The organism is Salibacter halophilus (genome assembly GCF_008806325.1).
Taxonomy (GTDB): domain Bacteria; phylum Bacteroidota; class Bacteroidia; order Flavobacteriales_G; family Salibacteraceae; genus Salibacter; species Salibacter halophilus.
Genome location: NZ_WACR01000006.1, coordinates 136,869 through 154,677 on the forward strand (window position 1 = coordinate 136,869; position 17,809 = coordinate 154,677).

Annotated in this window: 17 protein-coding genes; 10 read left to right on the top strand and 7 right to left on the bottom strand. The window is 42.0% G+C overall.

Annotation, left to right across the window (positions count from 1 at the left end):
• The first annotated feature begins 275 nt into the window (after positions 1–275).
• On the top strand, positions 276–1,613 hold the full coding sequence (locus F3059_RS08095; RefSeq protein ID WP_151168048.1) for a PhoH family protein: 1,338 nt from the start codon (positions 276–278) through the stop codon (positions 1,611–1,613).
• Here F3059_RS08095 and F3059_RS08100 read toward each other — a convergent pair.
• Positions 1,610–1,924, bottom strand: a complete 315-nt coding sequence (locus tag F3059_RS08100) for a hypothetical protein (protein ID WP_151168050.1) — start codon at positions 1,922–1,924, stop codon at positions 1,610–1,612. The two genes, F3059_RS08095 and F3059_RS08100, sit on opposite strands and share 4 nt — an antisense overlap.
• Complete coding sequence (thiL, locus tag F3059_RS08105; protein WP_151168052.1) at positions 1,924–2,985, bottom strand: thiamine-phosphate kinase; 1,062 nt, start codon at positions 2,983–2,985, stop codon at positions 1,924–1,926. Before thiL ends, F3059_RS08100 begins: the two co-directional genes overlap by 1 nt.
• Before the next feature lie 78 nt (positions 2,986–3,063).
• Here thiL and F3059_RS08110 point away from each other — a divergent pair, with 78 nt between their 5' ends.
• The 9 genes from F3059_RS08110 (at position 3,064) to F3059_RS08150 (ending at position 10,799) form a co-directional block, all read left to right on the top strand.
• Positions 3,064–3,867: a DUF481 domain-containing protein gene (locus F3059_RS08110; protein ID WP_151168054.1), complete on the top strand. Its 804-nt coding sequence runs from the start codon at positions 3,064–3,066 to the stop codon at positions 3,865–3,867.
• Positions 3,868–4,427: 560 nt separating this feature from the next.
• Positions 4,428–4,754, top strand: coding sequence for a HesB/IscA family protein (locus F3059_RS08115; protein ID WP_151168056.1), 327 nt, complete (start codon positions 4,428–4,430; stop codon positions 4,752–4,754).
• Between the two features lie 15 nt (positions 4,755–4,769).
• Positions 4,770–6,218 carry a Fe-S cluster assembly protein SufB gene (gene sufB / locus F3059_RS08120; protein ID WP_151168058.1) on the top strand — a complete coding sequence of 483 codons (1,449 nt, stop codon included), beginning with the start codon at positions 4,770–4,772 and terminating at the stop codon, positions 6,216–6,218.
• Between the two features lie 30 nt (positions 6,219–6,248).
• Positions 6,249–7,007 (top strand): Fe-S cluster assembly ATPase SufC, encoded by a 759-nt coding sequence (sufC, locus tag F3059_RS08125; RefSeq protein WP_151168060.1) that lies wholly within the window; start codon positions 6,249–6,251, stop codon positions 7,005–7,007.
• A 9-nt stretch (positions 7,008–7,016) separates the two neighbouring features.
• Positions 7,017–8,306, top strand: a complete 1,290-nt coding sequence (gene sufD, locus F3059_RS08130) for a Fe-S cluster assembly protein SufD (protein ID WP_151168062.1) — start codon at positions 7,017–7,019, stop codon at positions 8,304–8,306.
• A 3-nt stretch (positions 8,307–8,309) separates the two neighbouring features.
• Positions 8,310–9,545 (top strand): aminotransferase class V-fold PLP-dependent enzyme, encoded by a 1,236-nt coding sequence (locus F3059_RS08135; protein WP_223274576.1) that lies wholly within the window; start codon positions 8,310–8,312, stop codon positions 9,543–9,545.
• The gene (locus F3059_RS08140) at positions 9,542–9,967 is read left to right on the top strand and encodes a SufE family protein (RefSeq protein ID WP_151168064.1); all 426 of its coding nucleotides are present in this window, start codon (positions 9,542–9,544) and stop codon (positions 9,965–9,967) included. The genes F3059_RS08135 and F3059_RS08140 overlap by 4 nt, the downstream gene beginning before the upstream one ends.
• Positions 9,968–9,975: 8 nt before the next feature.
• Positions 9,976–10,287 carry an SUF system Fe-S cluster assembly protein gene (locus F3059_RS08145; RefSeq protein WP_151168066.1) on the top strand — a complete coding sequence of 104 codons (312 nt, stop codon included), beginning with the start codon at positions 9,976–9,978 and terminating at the stop codon, positions 10,285–10,287.
• Positions 10,287–10,799: a DUF2480 family protein gene (locus tag F3059_RS08150; RefSeq protein WP_170265129.1), complete on the top strand. Its 513-nt coding sequence runs from the start codon at positions 10,287–10,289 to the stop codon at positions 10,797–10,799. The genes F3059_RS08145 and F3059_RS08150 overlap by 1 nt, the downstream gene beginning before the upstream one ends.
• Positions 10,800–10,855: 56 nt before the next feature.
• Here F3059_RS08150 and F3059_RS08155 read toward each other — a convergent pair whose 3' ends face one another.
• The 5 genes from F3059_RS08155 to F3059_RS08175 form a co-directional block, all read right to left on the bottom strand.
• Complete coding sequence (locus F3059_RS08155) at positions 10,856–11,557, bottom strand: hypothetical protein (RefSeq protein ID WP_151168070.1); 702 nt, start codon at positions 11,555–11,557, stop codon at positions 10,856–10,858.
• A gap of 158 nt (positions 11,558–11,715) precedes the next feature.
• The gene (locus F3059_RS08160; protein WP_151168072.1) at positions 11,716–13,614 is read right to left on the bottom strand and encodes an amidophosphoribosyltransferase; all 1,899 of its coding nucleotides are present in this window, start codon (positions 13,612–13,614) and stop codon (positions 11,716–11,718) included.
• Between the two features lie 88 nt (positions 13,615–13,702).
• Positions 13,703–15,994 carry a patatin-like phospholipase family protein gene (locus F3059_RS08165; protein WP_151168074.1) on the bottom strand — a complete coding sequence of 764 codons (2,292 nt, stop codon included), beginning with the start codon at positions 15,992–15,994 and terminating at the stop codon, positions 13,703–13,705.
• A 75-nt stretch (positions 15,995–16,069) separates the two neighbouring features.
• Positions 16,070–17,089, bottom strand: coding sequence for an amidohydrolase family protein (locus F3059_RS08170; RefSeq protein WP_223274577.1), 1,020 nt, complete (start codon positions 17,087–17,089; stop codon positions 16,070–16,072).
• Positions 17,090–17,235: 146 nt separating this feature from the next.
• Positions 17,236–17,766, bottom strand: a complete 531-nt coding sequence (locus F3059_RS08175) for a 3-hydroxyanthranilate 3,4-dioxygenase (RefSeq protein WP_151168077.1) — start codon at positions 17,764–17,766, stop codon at positions 17,236–17,238.
• Positions 17,767–17,809: the final 43 nt, after the last annotated feature.

The window sequence follows — 17,809 nt, forward strand, 5'->3', positions numbered from 1 at the left end:
TACTCTCTTGATGAGCCGCTGGATTCTCCAGCTCGAATTGTTGGTCTAAAGTAACACCTTATTACAGATTTTCAAACTTTAAATCCAACAGGTTTTCAAACGCTGGTTGGTGATATTTTGTTTTATGGATTTAAACTTTCTTCATAAAAGCACATATAGAAAGAAAAGAGCCTGTAGAGTTTAGTTAAGCAAAAAAACCTCCTAACAATTTGTTAATCCATTAACCTGTAGTAATCGAGCGCAGTTTTCTGTAGTTTTAAACAAAAATTACATCTATGCCCAGGAAAAAGAAACAGCGCAAGATTTACGTTTTTGACACTTCCGTAATTCTCTACGATCACAACGCCATCAAAAACTTTGAAGATAATGATGTAGCTATTCCCATTACGGTTTTAGAAGAGCTGGACAACTTCAAAAAGGGAAGTGACACCCGTAATTATGAAGCTCGTGAGTTTATCAGGATTATCGATAAATTATCTGAGAAGAACTCTTTGCAAAAGTGGAACCCCATCAATGGGAAGTCAAAAGGGAAATTTAAAGTTGTGATGAATGGGCAGTCGCCAACGAACAAAACCGACTCGATTTTTGGCACGAACAAGAACGATCACAAAATCCTGAATGCGGCTCTGACCATGGCACAGGAAGAGCCTGATGCAAGGGTAACGCTAGTCACAAAAGACATCAACCTCAGGCTAAAAGCAAAGTCTCTCGATCTCAATGCTGAGGATTACGAAACGGGTAAGGTCAAGGATTTGCAAAATCTTTACACCGGAAAAACGCAGGTTGATGATGTTGAACAGGAACTGATTGACGCTCTCTTTCAGGAAGGAAAGGTCCCGGCTGAGGATTTTGAAAAAATTACATTCCACCCGAATCACTACTACATTTTAAAAGGGAAGAGAAGTTCGGTTTTGGCTTATTACAATCCGGTTCTCAAGCAAATGGAGCGAGTTGAAAAACGCTCTTGCTATGGTGTGAGTCCGAGAAATGCTGAGCAGACTTTCTCTATTCACGCAATGCTGAATGAAAATGTAAAACTGGTAACCTTACAGGGTGTAGCCGGAACCGGAAAAACGTTGTTATCACTCGCTTCATCTATTGAGCAGCGAAAAGAATTCAAGCAGATTTACCTCGCCAGGCCAATCGTACCGTTGAGCAATAAAGACATCGGTTATTTACCGGGCGATGTAAAATCGAAGATCAATCCGTACATGGAGCCGCTCTGGGATAACCTCAAGTTCATCAAAAATCAATGGCCAGAGACGGATCGTCATTACAAGCGCATCGAGGACATGGTTAACAAAGAAAAGATTTTGGTGACTCCGTTGGCTTACATCAGAGGGCGCAGCTTGTCAAATGTGATTTTTATCGTTGATGAGGCTCAGAACCTTACTCCGCACGAGGTGAAGTCGATTATCACACGAGCCGGAGAAAACACGAAAATGATCTTTTCGGGGGATATTTACCAAATTGATACGCCATACCTCGATGAGCAATCAAATGGCTTGTCATACCTCATCGACAAGCTAAAAGGGCACGAGTTGTTTTCACACATCACACTGGAAAAAGGAGAACGGTCAGATCTCGCCAATTTGGCAAACGAGATGCTCTAATCTTTGTAGCCGAGTATGGTTCTGACCAAACTCACGATTGGGCTAAAAATGGCCCACGACAAAATGAATGTAGCGATGAGCTGAAAGGAGATTTGAACGATACTCCAGTAAGAGTTGTACGCGAAGTCCATGATTTGAATTGCGATGGGGATGAAGATAAATGTAATGACACTCCCTGCATCGTCAAGTGCTTTTGGAAACATATCAAAACGCACGATGATGCCCATCATTATCCCAAGGATGTTGTAGGGAATAGCAACCCGCAAACCCCAATAAAAACCCGGATATTTATCGCGTTCTAACCAGGGCATTACTCTTCTTCTTTTGGTTGTTCGTTACCAAATGCGTTCCAGCCTTGAGCAGTGAGCTCAACAACGGCATCGCCTTTTGCTACCATGCGGTAACCGGCACCTTTATCAGCAATGTGGCCGATTGGATGCAATTCGACATGGCCTTTGATTTTTTCGTAATCCTCAGGTTTTATCGTAAATAACAATTCGTAATCCTCGCCTCCGTTGAGTGCGGCAGTTGTCGGGTTGAGGTTGAACTTTTCGGCAGCGTCAACCGTGTTGTGATCGAGCGGAATACGCTCTTCGTAAATCTGGCAACCAACATCACTTTGCTTGCAAATATGAATCAGGTCAGATGCGAGCCCGTCACTCACATCAATCATTGCCGATGGTTTGATTTTCAGCTCAGCCAGCATATCAATCACATCTTTTCTGGCTTCAGGCTTGAGTTGACGCTCGAGTATATAATCGTTTCCTGATAAATCGGGCTGGGCCTGTGGGTTTTCCTTGAAAACCGCTTTTTCGCGTTCCAAAACCTGAAGCCCCATGTAAGCAGCCCCTAAGTCACCACTCACACAAATAATATCGTTTTCTTCAGCTCCGTTTCGGTAAGCGATGTCTTTTTCATTCGCAATTCCTATAGCCGTTACACTAATCATGAGTCCGGCCATTGACGAAGTAGTATCGCCACCAACCAAATCAACATTGTATTGATCGCAAGCCAGCAACATTCCCTGGTAAATTTCTTCCACCGCCTCAACAGTAAACCTGCTCGAAATAGCCATTGAAACCGTCACCTGAGAAGGCGTGGCGTTCATCGCGTAAATATCTGAAAGATTTACCACAATACTTTTGTAACCGAGGTGCTTGAGCGGAGTAAACGTCATGTCAAAATGCACGCCTTCACACAGCAAATCTGTCGACACAACTGTTTTTCCTTTGGTCAGATCCAGAACAGCCGCATCATCGCCAACACCTTTAAGCGTTGATGACCTCCTGATTTTGATGTTCTTAGTCAAATGTTCGATGAGACCAAACTCACCAAAAGCACTCAAATTTGTGGTTTCCTTATTTTCAAACATGCAAGCGAAATTTGATACAAAATTAGCGGAATTTGATGAGGTAGGAAGAATACGGAATATCTCTAATTTTGCAGGCCAATGAAACGAGTAGTCACGTTACTAATAATCGGGTTTTTTAGTTTTTCGGTCAGAGCCCAAATTATCGAGTTTGATGCCCTGGCCATTGCGAGCGATTCTGTCATCGACACAGCGCGACTATCAGGGTCTGTTTCATTGAGCTTTGATGTCAACAAACAAGACGAATTGGTTTACTACATCAAAACGGGCGGAAACCTGGCTTACGAAAAGAAGAAACACTTTTGGGTTCTGACCGCCAACAATCAGGCAACACTGGAGGGTGATGACCAGGTTCTGAATACCGGATCTTCAAATTTTCGCTACCTGTGGAATTTTCGTTCAAAACTCTTTCCTGAAGCGCTCGTCCAGTACCAATGGGATGTAACGCGCGGATTGAGAGAGCGCTACCTGGCGGGAGGTAATTTACAATCGACATTCATCAACAAAAAGAGCCATCAGTTTTCGGTTTCATTGGGGGCTTTTTATGAAAACGAGTTTTGGGGTTGGGCAGCCGTTCCCGATGACCGCAAACCAACAGAAAATCCAGCACCCGTAAGTGTGAACTTTGTCAAAGCAAACCTGCTTTTGAAATATGCCTATATCCTCAAAAACAAGAGCACATTTTCGCTCCGTTTATTCGTGCAGGCAAGGCCAGATAGCTATATCAAATATCCGCGAATTGCTCCCAATGCCACAATCAATTTCAGGCTTGTCAAAAACCTGTTTATCAGCACATCATTTAGCGGGATTTACGACTTCAGGCCAATAGTGCCTATCGATAAGTTTTACTATCAGTGGGAAAACGCGCTGATTTATTCCTTTTGAATTAGGAAGTTGCTTCTACAACCAAAAAGATGATCGTTATCAGATTGATGAGGAGCGAATAAAAACTGATGCTTTTCACATTCATCTTTCTCCATATCCATAGAGTAACAGACAAGACAGGAGCTAAGACGATAAGTAGCATCATTAGCACCCAAAGCATTTCAAAAATCACATCGGTAATTGTGAATTCAAATAGCGAGGGCCATAAAAAGACAAGCCCCCAGTATATTAGTAACAAGACACTCATAACTAGACCAAATGTCTCGACTTTTCTCATCATAATGTGGCTTGTGCTATCCATATTGCCAGAGCTTTAAAGCGGAATAAATATATAAAAACTCCCGGTATTGTTATTCATAGTCTGAATGTCACCAGCAGAGCGAGATTCAACAAAAGAGCTCAAATTCCCGTCAAGATTAATGACACCCCTTTCCATTTAAAACATTTTCTGTTTGGTGCAATACCTATAATTAGGTAATTTTGCGAACAGAAAGGCTTTAATTTAGAATTGATCTAAATTAAAGTAAACAACAAGATTGAAAAAACGTTAATTCGGAGCGATGATAAAAGTATCAAATACAGCAAAAGACGAAGTGCTCCGGCTAATAAGTGCTCAGGAAGTTGAAACTGAAGCGTTTATTAGAGTAGGAGTTAAAGGTGGCGGCTGTTCAGGTCTCACCTATGTGATGGACTTTGACACTGAAATGAAAGACGGTGACAAGGTTTTTGAAGATCAGGGAATCAAGATAGTGGTTGATAAAAAGAGCTATCTCTACCTGATCGGAACCACTTTGGAATATTCAGGTGGTTTAAACGGACAGGGGTTCACATTTGTGAATCCAAACGCCAACAGAACATGTGGTTGTGGCGAGAGTTTTTCAATTTAAAGAGAAGAGCGAATTATGGCGTATACAGAAACAGAATTAGCTGAAGAATTAGAAAATTCGAAATACAAATACGGTTTTACCTCTAAGTTCGATACTGACAGAGTTGAAAAAGGATTGAATGAAGATATCATTCGTCAAATTTCATCCAAGAAAAACGAACCGGAGTGGCTGCTCGAGTTTCGGTTAGAAGCATATCGAAACTGGAGGAAAATGAAAGAACCGAAATGGGCTCACGTGAAATACGAAAAGCCAAAGTTCGATGAGATTACTTATTTCGCTGCTCCTCAGCCTAAGAAAAAGCTCGATAGTCTGGATGAAGTAGATCCCGAATTAAAGGAGATGTACGACAAGCTGGGAATATCTATCGAGGAGCAAAAGAAACTGGCCGGAGTTGCTATGGATGTTGTAGTCGATTCGGTTTCAGTTCAAACGACATTCAAAGATAAACTCGAAGAAAAAGGAATTATCTTCTGCTCATTTAGCGAGGCTGTTCAAAATTATCCTGACCTCGTAAAAAAATACATGGGTAAGGTTGTTCCACCAAACGACAACTTTTACGCAGCACTCAACTCGGCTGTTTTTACCGATGGTTCTTTCTGCTACATTCCAAAAGGCGTTAAATGCCCGATGGAACTCTCAACATATTTCCGCATCAACGAAGCGGGAACAGGTCAGTTCGAGAGAACACTTATCGTAGCTGAAGACAACTCTTACGTGAGTTACCTCGAGGGTTGTACAGCACCAATGCGCGATGAAAACCAGCTCCACGCAGCAGTTGTAGAGATCATCGCGATGGATGATGCTGAGGTTAAATATTCAACAGTACAAAACTGGTATCCGGGCGATAAAGACGGAAAAGGTGGCGTTTACAACTTTGTTACCAAGCGCGGACTTTGCGATGGACGCAATTCCAAAATCTCCTGGACGCAGGTTGAAACCGGTTCTGCCGTAACGTGGAAATATCCGTCCTGTATTCTCAAAGGCGATAACTCTGAAGGTGAATTCTACTCTGTTGCAGTAACGAATAACTATCAGAACGCAGATACGGGAACCAAGATGATTCACCTCGGTAAAAACACACGTTCGCTGATCATTTCAAAAGGTATTTCAGCAGGATTTTCTGAAAACAGTTACCGCGGACTCGTACAAATCAACAAAAACGCGAAAAACGCGAGAAACTTCTCGCAATGCGATTCGCTGTTGATCGGAGATAAGTGTGGTGCTCACACATTCCCTTACATCGAAACGAAAAACAACTCTTCAAAAGTTGAGCACGAAGCAACGACTTCAAAAATTGGTGAAGATCAAATTTTCTACTGCCAACAACGCGGTATGGATGAAGAGCAGGCGGTTAGCCTGATTGTGAACGGATACGTAAAAGAGGTTCTGAACAAACTACCGATGGAGTTTGCGGTAGAAGCCAAAAAACTACTCGAAATCACCTTAGAAGGATCAGTAGGTTAATTTTTAAAGCACAAAAGAGAAAATCACGATATGTTATCAATAAAGAATTTAAAAGCCAGCATTGAGGATACTGAAATTTTGAAAGGTCTTGACCTCGAAGTTAAGCCGGGAGAAATTCATGCGATCATGGGGCCAAACGGTTCCGGAAAATCAACGCTCGCATCAGTGCTAGCGGGAAGAGAGGACTACGAAGTAACAGAAGGCGATGTGAAATTCAATGGCAAAGATCTTCTCGATCTCGAGCCGAATGAAAGAGCAGGCGAAGGTCTTTTCCTCGCATTTCAATATCCGGTTGAAATTCCGGGAGTCAGTAACATGAACTTCCTCAAGCAGGCGATCAACAGCATTCGCGAGTACAAAGGCGAAGATGCTATCGCGGCTAAAGAGTTTTTGAAGAAAGTGAAGGAAAAGCAGGATCTCGTTGGTTTGAGTGGCCGACTTGCCAACCGTTCAGTAAATGAAGGTTTCTCAGGTGGTGAGAAGAAACGCAACGAGATTTTCCAAATGGCGATGCTAGACCCTAAACTCGCTATTTTGGATGAAACTGATTCCGGACTCGACATCGATGCGCTCAAAACAGTTGCCGATGGCGTGAATCAACTCCGCAGAAAAGACAATGCATTCATCGTTATTACGCACTATCAGCGTTTGCTCGACTATATCGTTCCTGATGTTGTCCATGTACTGAGCGAAGGAAAAATCGTGAAGTCCGGACCAAAAGAACTGGCTCTGGAGCTGGAAGAAAAAGGATACGACTGGTTGAAAGAAGACGAAGGTGTAAACGCGTAATTGAGCATTATGAGTACAACATCAAAGAAAGATAAATTCATTGCCAACTTCATGAAAAACCCTGTTGCCGATGCAATTGGGCAGCAGCAAACAGTTCGTGAAGAGGCTTTTCAGGCGCTCCGCGAGTTGGAGTTTCCAACTCTAAAAGATGAGGCCTGGAAATACACACGCGTAGCCGGAATTCTCAACAAAGAATTCGAGGTTAAGGAAGTAGAAAATCCGGCTCTGAGCGAAAACTATCTCATACCAGATTTAAAAGTAAACAGGTTAGTTTTTATCAACGGAAAGTTTCAGTCAGAGCTCAGCGAAATTATCGACTCTGACCTCGACATTAAAACCACTGCGCAGGCCAGGTTTGAGAATCACGATGCCGTTGGCGGATACCTCGGATCGTTGACCAATCACAAAAATGAAATTTTTACGGCTCTGAACACAGCTTTTAACCAAACAGGTGCTTTCGTTCAGATCCAAAAGAATAAAAAACCTCAGTTTCCGGTTCACATCATTGATGTAACCGAAGGTGAAGGTGTAACTTATCAGCCGCGAAACCTTTTCGTTTTAGAAGAAGGAGCTGAGCTAGATGTTATTCACACAATCGAAGGTGATAACGGGCAGAGTTTTACCAACCTCGTGAATGAGTTTGTGATTAAAGAAAACGCCAAAGCATCTTATTACCAGGTGCAACGAAACGGTGAAAAAAACAATCACATTCAAACAACGCAGGTTTACCAGGCTCAAAACAGCCGATTCAGAACCGGGACTTACACGTTTGGCGGGAAGCTGATTCGAAACAATGTCAATATCGCAGTTGATGGTGAAAATTGCGAGACGATTCTCAACGGAGCATTTTTGCTAAACGGCAAGCAACACGTTGACAATCACACATTCGTTGATCATCTTCAACCGCATTGCGAGAGTCACGAGAATTACAAAGGAATTATTGGCGGTAAAGCTACAGGCGTTTTCAACGGCAAAGTTTTGGTCAGACCCGACTCGCAAAAAATCAACGCATTTCAGTCAAACCAAAACATACTGTTGACAGAGCAGGCAGAGATCAACTCAAAGCCGGAACTCGAGATATATGCCGATGACGTGAAATGTTCACACGGTTCCACAACCGGCCAAATGGATGAAGAAGCGTTGTTCTATTTAATGTCTCGCGGATTGACTAAAGCAGGCGCTATGGGCTTAATGATTCAGGCCTTTGCAGCCGAGTCGATTGAGATTGTAGAAATTGAGCCGCTTAAACAATGGATTGAGTCATTGGTTGAAGAACGTTGTAAAGAAATACAGGATTAGAGGATGAAGGAAGCAGCAATGAAGTTTGACATAGAGAAGATCAGAGCCGATTTTCCGGTTCTGACCAGGAAAGTACACGGAAAAGATCTCGTTTTTTTAGATAGTGCTGCTTCGAGCCAAAAACCGAAACAGGTTGTTGAGGCAATCTCTAATTATTATCTCTACGAGCACGCCAATATTCATCGCGGTGTGCATTTATTGAGTCAGGAAGCGACTTCAAAATATGAAGATGCGCGCAAGAAAGTTGCGAGCTTTATCAATGCCAAAAATGATCACGAATGCATCATTACCAAAGGAACAACAGATGGAATCAACCTTGTTGCTTCTTCTTTGGGAGAGCATTGTGTGAATGAAGGTGATGAAGTTATCATCTCGCACATGGAGCACCACTCAAACCTGGTTCCATGGCAAATGCTTTGCGAGCGCAAAAAAGCAAAACTCAAAGTCATCCCGATTACTGACGATGGTGAGTTAGATTTGGAGGAGTACGAAAAACTCCTATCTGAAAAGACCAAAATCGTTTCAGTAGTTCATGTTTCCAATACTTTAGGAACGATCAATCCGGTTGAGGAAATGATCGAAAAAGCACATGATGTGGGAGCTTATTTTGTCGTTGATGGAGCTCAGGCTGTTCCTCATATTCCGGTTGATGTACAGCAATTGAATTGCGATTTTTACGCATTCAGTTTGCATAAAATGTACGGACCAACCGGAATTGGAATTCTCTACGGAAAAGAGAGCATCATGAATGCTATGCCTCCTTATCAGGGTGGTGGTGACATGATCAATAAAGTAACGCTGGAGAAAACCACTTACAATGATCTCCCTCATAAGTTTGAAGCCGGAACGCCAAATATTGCCGGTGGAATTGGGATGGGAGCAACGATCGATTACATCAATGAAATAGATTGGAAAGCCGCTCACGAGTTTGAAGCTGAAGTAATGGATTATGCGCATAAAAAGCTCTCTGAGATTGAAGATTTGCGATTCATTGGAACAGCAGAGAAAAAAACAGGAGCAATCAGTTTTCTTGTCGGTCAGATCCACCCTTACGATATGGGCGTATTGCTCGATCAGTTAGGTATAGCAGTGCGAACAGGTCACCACTGTACACAGCCAATTTTAGAACGCTACAACATTCCCGGCACTGTGAGAGCCAGTTTTGGTATATATTCGACAAAACAAGAAGTTGACCAACTCGTACAAGGAGTTGAGCGAGCAAAAAGAATGTTAGGATGAGTAAAACCATCAATGAATTACAGGATGAAGTGATTGAGGATTTTAGCCTCTTTGACGACTGGATGGATAAATACGAACAAATCATTGAGTTCGGGAAGGAACTGGAACCGCTCGAAGAAGACAAAAAGGTTGAAGAAAACCTGGTTAAAGGTTGCCAGTCAAGAGTTTGGTTGATTCCTGAGGATGAAAACGGAGTTTTACGATTTAAAGCAGACTCAGATGCGCTCATTTCAAAAGGAATCATCGGGTTGTTGCTAAAAATACTGAGCGGACACAAAGCTGAGGAAATCAGCAGTGCTGAGTTATACGCGCTCGATGAAATAGGACTGAAAGAACATCTTTCTCCTAATCGCGCAAATGGACTCGCCAATATGGTGAAGAAAATTAAAATGTACGCTTTAGCTCACCAGGCAAAAGACTAAGTGAAGTTATGGATAAGAAGAAATTAGAAGAAGATATCATTGAAATGCTCAAGACGGTTTTCGATCCGGAAATACCGGTTGACATTTATGAACTAGGTCTTATTTATGAGATCAATGTTCGCGATGATGCCAATGTTGAGGTTTTGATGACTTTGACGACTCCCAATTGCCCGGTGGCTGAATCTCTTCCTCAGGAAGTTGAAGACAAAGTGGCTAAGGTTGAGGGTGTCAACAATGCTGCTGTTACCATTACGTTTGAGCCACCATGGGATCAGGAAATGATGAGCGAAGAAGCAAAACTCGAATTAGGGATGCTGTAATGGCTGAAGAAATTGTCAATAGAGTAAAGAAAAGTAGGACAAAGCTCCTCGATCTGGAAGATCACTACAGGGATTTACAGCTTGCTGAGCTTGATATTGAACCTTTTCTGTATGAAGGCCTCATATTACGAGAAAAAGAGTTTAGGAAGAGCGTTGATGAGTTTGACTGGAATAAGTTTAAAGGAAAGTTAGTACGCGTTTTCTGCTCCGCTGATGCAATTGTGCCCACCTGGGCTTACATGCTAATAGCTTCTAAGCTTGCACCCATAACTCGCGGTATCGGTTTTGGATCTGACCGTGAATTCAAGCTGACAGTATTTGAGGAGATCATTTCTTCAATTGATTTTTCTGAATACGACAATGAACGCGTCATTATCAAAGGATGTAGTAAAGTTGAAGTTCCTGAAAATATCTATTTGCGATTGACAGCCAGGCTACAGCCTTACGCTAAAGCGATCATGTTTGGTGAGCCCTGCTCAACGGTTCCCGTTTACAGAAAGCCCAGAAAATAAAAAAGCGGCTCTCGAATTGAGAAACCGCTTAGGAGAAGTTAAAAAGGAAAACTTACTTAAAGCTTAGCTGTCTTAGTGTCAGACATCTCTTCGAGCAATTTAGCAAGTGGTGTGGATACTCTTTTTTCATTGTAATACGATGCAACGAAGATGGATTGAACTCCAGCTTCTTCAATTGATCGCATTACACTGATAGCCTCTTTTTTCGTTGTGTAGTTACCAATTTGATAATAGTGCAATTTATCGCCTGAGATGTTATGTTTTACCACTGTATTAGGCGATAATGTTGGCAGGCTTAGCTTTTCGCTATGCGGGCCAATAACGACTCTATAAGTCAGGTTAACTTCACCATTCTTGTCAAAAAGGAGTTGTTCTACATCCTCTTTGTTCATTATGGTTTCCCCTATCAAAAAACCGTTATCGAAATTCATTTGATTCCCTGCAAGGATCAAGCTTTCGCTCATTGAAATAGGTAGATTTCCGCGATAAGCTTGAATTTTAGCATCGAGGTTTAAATCTGAAAGAACTTTTTGAGCCTGATGTGCATGTTCAAAAATACCGAGCAATGTAGCATTGCCCGGTATCGTTTGTGCCGTCTCAAAAGTTGACTTCAAATCGGGGTTGAATTGGTTAGCGTCAACTTTGATTCTGTAATGAGGCTCATCCTTTGTCGCAGTGTTAGCTACTGTATAAGATTGAGCCTGTACGTTGAGTGCAAAGAGGGTAACGGCTATTATCGTAAGAAGTCTGTTATTCATTTGGCGCAAAATATTATTTTGTAATTGTTAAATTACTAAAACAATAAAATGTAAAGCTTTAGCTTTTTAAAACTTGTACCAAATGTAGATTCGCTTTAAATGAACTTAAAATTTTTTACTAAATATTTTGTAAAAACATAAAAACACCAAATTTTATTCTAGTAGGCTCTTTCGTCTCTACCCTCAACAAAGTTGATAAAGGCTTTATTGACTACCTTATTTCCACCCTGAGTGGGATAGTCACCAGAGAAATACCAATCTCCGGAATTATGCGGGCATGCATCTTTGAGTCCTTCGAGCGACTGGTAAATTAACTTGACTTCAGCTTTTGTACCCTGAGGAGTTAATAGCTCACCAATTTTGTCGGATATTTCATCGGCTGTAAAAGGCTCGTAAATACGCTTAACGTGATTGATCACCTGTTCCTTTGGAGCGTTTTCCTGCTCTTTACATGAATTGTAAACATCGGTAATGAGCTTGTCGAGCTTGCGTTCTCTCAGTAACTCGATAGCTGCTCTAAACGCTGCAAAGTCTCCGAGTTTAGCCATGTCGATACCGTAACAATCGGGATAGCGGATTTGAGGAGCAGAAGAAACGATAATGATCTTTTTTGGTCCCAGCCTGTCTAAAATCCTGATGATGCTCTGTCTTAGAGTTGTACCTCTAACAATACTGTCATCGATCATTACTAGGTTGTCTTTACCTTCTTTTACAACACCGTAAGTAACATCGTAAACGTGTGCTACAAGATCATCCCTGGCTTCATCTTGCGTGATAAAAGTTCTCAGTTTAGCATCTTTAATCGCAATTTTCTCGCCTCGGGTAGTTCGGGAAAGGATCGACTGAATTTTTTCTGGGGTTGGATCTTTCAGGGATTGGATCTGATTCGTTTTCCAATCATTGAGTTGATCGTCAGCAGCCTTCATCATTCCGTAGTACGAGATTTCTGCTGTATTGGGAATGAAGCTGAAAACGGTATTTTCAAAATCATGACCCACTTCTTCAAAAACTTTGGGTGCAATGTTGCGGCCCAGGTTCAAACGTTCCTGGTATATGTCCTGGTCAGAACCGCGCGAAAAATAGATCCGTTCAAAAGAGCAGGCCCGTTTTTCTTTGGGCGCGATGATTTCTTCTTCTTTAACTGTTCCGCCTTTTTTGGTAATGAGGGCGTGGCCCGGAGTTAATTCCTGAACATCATCAGCTTTGAGGTTAAAAGCTGTTTGAATAGCCGGTCTTTCGCTTGCAACAACAACAATTTCATCATCTTTATAGTAATAAGCCGGGCGAATACCATTTGGATCGCGGAGAACAAATGCATCACCGTGACCAAAAAGTCCGCTCATGACGTAACCGCCATCCCAGTCCTCAGATGCTCTTTTAAGGATCTGACCAACATTGAGGCCTTTTGCTATTAATTCTGATATTTCTTTGTTGGAATAACCCAGACTCTTGTAATGGTCAAAAAGCTCCTGGTTTTCCATGTCGAGGAAATGACCGATTTTTTCCATTACCGTAACAGTGTCAGCTTTTTCCTTTGGGTGCTGACCAATTTCGACCATGAAGTTGAATAGTTCATCAACATTGGTGAGGTTGAAATTGCCCGCAACAACTAAATTTCTGGTTTTCCAGTTGTTTTGACGCAAGAACGGATGGCAGGCTTCTACGCTATTCTTTCCGTAAGTCCCGTAACGCAAATGACCGAGTAACAATTCACCTGTAAATGCTACATTTTCCTTGAGCCAGGCACAATCGTTGAGCTTCATCGGGTCTTCCTTCTCCAGCTTTGAGAACCGACTGTTGATATAGTCAAAAGTATCCTGAATGGGTTTGTTACTGATTGAACGGTAACGCGAAATGTAGCGCTTACCAGGCTCAACATCGAGCTTGATATTTGCCACACCAACACCATCCTGACCGCGATTGTGTTGTTTTTCCATCAACAAATAGAGCTTGTTGATTCCGTAAAAAGGCGTTCCGTATTTAGCCTGGTAATATTCAAGTGGTTTTAACAACCTGATGAATGCAATACCACATTCGTGTTTAATAGCATCACTCATATAGAAGTACTCCCTGAATTAAGGTGCAAAATTACATTAATGCGATTAAACATTACGCAACCATTAAGCAAAGGTTTTCGGCTGAATGTCAATACTTAAATCCTACGCTGATGTAAGTCCCGATAGTGGGATTGTTGCTGTTTTGATAAACGCCACAAGAAATGGGTCCAAGCGGACTCATATAGCTGAGCTTGATTCCGGCTCCCAGTGCGTCTTCAAATGTTTCTCTTTGTGATAGAAGCGGTTGCTCTTCTACAGATTTTAAAACGCGGTGAAAAGGTTCGTTCGGATGAATATAGTTTGCCTGTAGCTCCACATAGAACTTGTTGAATGGCTGATATTGCACACCTGCTTTAGCCATTGAGTAGTTTGTAGCGGCAAATTCATACACATCAGCACCCCAAAATGAAATTGAATTTTGGAGGATTGGATTAAACCCGCCAATGAAATAACGGTCAGATGCTACAACAGTATCAGTTGTGTGAATAGCTCCGGCAATTCCTAAATAGGTTGAAAAGTTTGGGTGTAGCTTAAACCGCTTTTCAATATTGTATTCTAAGGTGTGGTAATTGTTGAGTGAGAAGTTTTCTGAAAATGCGTCCTCAAGTAAGAAAAGATTGCTGGAAATACCTGCGTTAAGGTCAGAACTCAAATTATACCGATAGCGAATATCGGCTTTTACACCTTTTGTGGGGAAATAGACCCTATCCATTGAGTTTACAAGGAGAAAACCTTCAGCAGCGAGAGATCGATCACTGTAAATATCTACAAGTGAATCGCGGTTAAAAGTTGGCTTAAGGCGAGAAAGACTCAATAACATGCGGCCACCAACCGATACATTTGGGGAGTTGGTTGACATGATTCCTGAACTTATCTCGGTAAATGAGGCGTTGTACAAAACTCCAGATGCTGTTCCGAATGATGAAATATCTTTTTGATTGGAGAACTTACCGCCAATGGTGTATGCGATGTTTTGGTTCTGACCGAGATATTTGAAGTAGTTTAAGTCAACTCGTGGGTTGTCGGCAATATCCACTTCAAAAATTGTTCGTGAACCTTCAAAAATGGCGTTTCTTGTAGTGAGGTTGAGTGTTAAACCGATACCGGTTTCATTGTCGTAATGAAGTGCTGTTTTCACTGATGCTTTTGGAACCTCTTCAATATCGAGAATGAGAACTGATGTACTGTCACTGCTGAATTCGAGGTTGTAGGAAATCCGCTTAAAGTATTGTGTCCCGTACGCTACATTGATTCGTTTTTCCAGTAATTCGATACTGTAAGGGTCGTTTTCTTCAATGCCCAGCTTCCCGAGAATCAACTCGTCAGAAATGGCCTTGTTACCGCGAATTGAAATGCTGTCGATTTTTATTTCGCTGGGTAACTCTACATCGGTTGTGTCAACATTTGCCGATTCAAACGAGCTGCTGTAGAGGCTATCAGCTAATTTTTTTAGTTGGGGGAGCATGTATTTTGTCGATTCGTATCCCATTTTGATGATTGAATCGGCTTTGTTGAAGTCTCCGGCCTGGAACTCTTCAGAAATGGGTTTTACGAGATAATCTGCTTTGGTCATTTCCTCTTTTGAATCGAGAATACTGGTAACAAAAGCTGATTGCTTTAAAATATCCTGTACTCCATTTAGCTCCTCTTTTGGTTTGAATTGAGCCCCGGTATAGGATGCGATGATGATATCAGCTCCCATGTCAATTGCTTCCCTAACTGGTAAGTTATGCACGAGGCCACCGTCAACGAGTAATTTGCCGTCTATTTCAATTGGTGAAAAAACCGATGGAATCGCCATGCTGGCTCGCATAGCCTTTGCCAGGTTTCCGTTATTCAGTGTTACAGGCTCTCCGTTTGTGATGTTCGTAGCAACGCAGGCAAATGGTGTTGGGAATTTAGAAAAGTCGCTCAAACCATGAACAGGAGACGTGAGCCGTGATAGCATTAAATGCAACTGTTGCCCTTCAACAACGGCATTGGGTAAAGTTATTCGCTTGTCTTCAATCCCAAATTCAGTGATGTACCTACCGTAATAATCCTTTTCTTCGATTGCTACCTGGTTGAGTGGAATCTTGTTGCTTATGACATCGTCCCAGTTTGTTGAAATACTGATTTCCTCTAGCTGTTCAGGAGTGTAGCCTATAGCTGTTAATCCGCCCACAACAGCACCCATACTTACGCCTGTGATATAATCTGGTTTTATGCCGGCTTCTTTCAAAACTTTGAGAAAGCCAATATGAGCAAATCCTTTAGCTCCACCACCACTTAGCACAACGCCAATCTTTGGGCGTGGGATATCATCGCGGTGTCGCGTAGTATCAGATCCCAATAACTGATAACTAATAAGCAGAAGGAAAAGGAGCGACAAAAAGCGCATTATCAGTTGATTTTTAAAGCCGTTAAAGGTACGTTGAAAATCAAACTGATAATACACTCCTGTTTCAAGAAATAATTAAGAAATAAAATCACTCTTATCGAGGTTCAGCCACTCGAGAGCTGCATTGCTAAAGATGTTTTCTTTGTCTTTATCGGGTAGGTCCATTTCTTCGATGAACTTTCCTATTTCCAGATCTCCCAGAGGAAATGGATAGTCAGATCCGAGGCTGACACGGTTACTTCCCTGCAGGTCGATGATGTATTCCAATAGTTTTGGGTCGTGCGTGATACTGTCTACCCAAAACTTCCCGATGTAGTCTCGCGGGTTGATATCATTATCGATTGCCACTAAATCTGGACGGCAATTGAAGCCGTGTTCAATTCGCCCGATTGTTGGAAGAAATGATCCACCGGCATGAGAAAAGTTCACGCGCAGATTGGGGAATTTTTCAAAGACGCCACCAAAGATCATCGATGTAATCGCTCTAGATGTTTCAGCAGGCATTCCAACTAGCCACGGCAACCAGTACTTACGCATTTTGTGAAAACCCATCATATTCCACGGGTGCACCATTATGGCAAGGTCGAGTTCCTGAGCGGCTTCGAAAATTGGGAAAAACTCCGGCTCATTCAGGTTCTGATCGTTGATATTTGAACCGATTTGAATTCCTTTCAGCCCGATTTCTTTAATGCGTTCCAACTCCTGAACGGCATACTTGGCATCTTGCATCGGTACAGTTCCCAGCCCGATGTAGTTTTTTGGGTAATCGTGTACTTTTTGAGCAATGTCGTCATTGAGGAACTTTGACAGCTCTAGTGTATCCTGTGGTTTTGCCCAGTAAGAAAACATTACAGGAATAGTACAAACGACCTGAACCTGAGTGTTGTGCTCCTCGTATTCTTTCATTCTCAGCTCAGCATCCCACGTACTGGCATTGATGGTTCTGAAATACTCATCGCCTTTGTACATATCGGCAGAGCCGTCTTCATTGTGTTTGAGATGAATGAAATCTCCATAACCAAATTTATCGGCAAATTTGGGCAAGTGCTTGGGCAGGATATGCGTGTGCATATCGATTTTAAGGAACTTTTTCATTTTTTGTGCTGTTTCAATTAAACATGCACAACCCTTGATGGGAAACGATTTTGCGCGGGTGCACAATCTGCACTTCCGACTTTCGCTTCAACCTCGCCCTTAATTTGAGCTGGGCTGTGTATTTCTACTTCGAACAAAAGTACAATTTAGTCGACAAATCGTTCGTCAACTTCCATTACAGTACCGCAGTTGTCACAAGTTCGAAGGTCTTCATTGCTATAATATTCTTTAAACCTGGGTAAGAAATCTTTCTCAATATCATCGAGATGGAAATAGGTTTCGTGCAGTTTGTGGTTGCAGTTATCGCAGTACCACAGCAAACCGTCATCGTAATCAGCTTCTCTTATTCGCTCTACTACAAGGCCAACCGACCCCTCGGTTCTGATCGGTGAATGTGGAACTTCAGGAGGGAGTAAAAACATTTCACCTTCTTTGATTGGAACATCTACAGATTTTCCGTCTTCCTGAATTTTCACGGTTATTTCACCTTCAAGCTGAAAGAAAAGCTCTTCAGTTTGGTTGTAGTGATAATCTTTTCGGGCGTTTGGTCCGCCAACAATCATTACGATATAGTCAGTCCCCTCGGGGTATAAGTTTTTATTTCCAACAGGTGGCTTTAGTAAGTCCCGGTTTTCTTCGATCCACTTGAATAGATTAAAAGGTCTTTTAATTGCCATAATTGTATTTGATTTTTGCTGCTTATAAAAGTACGATTTCTCT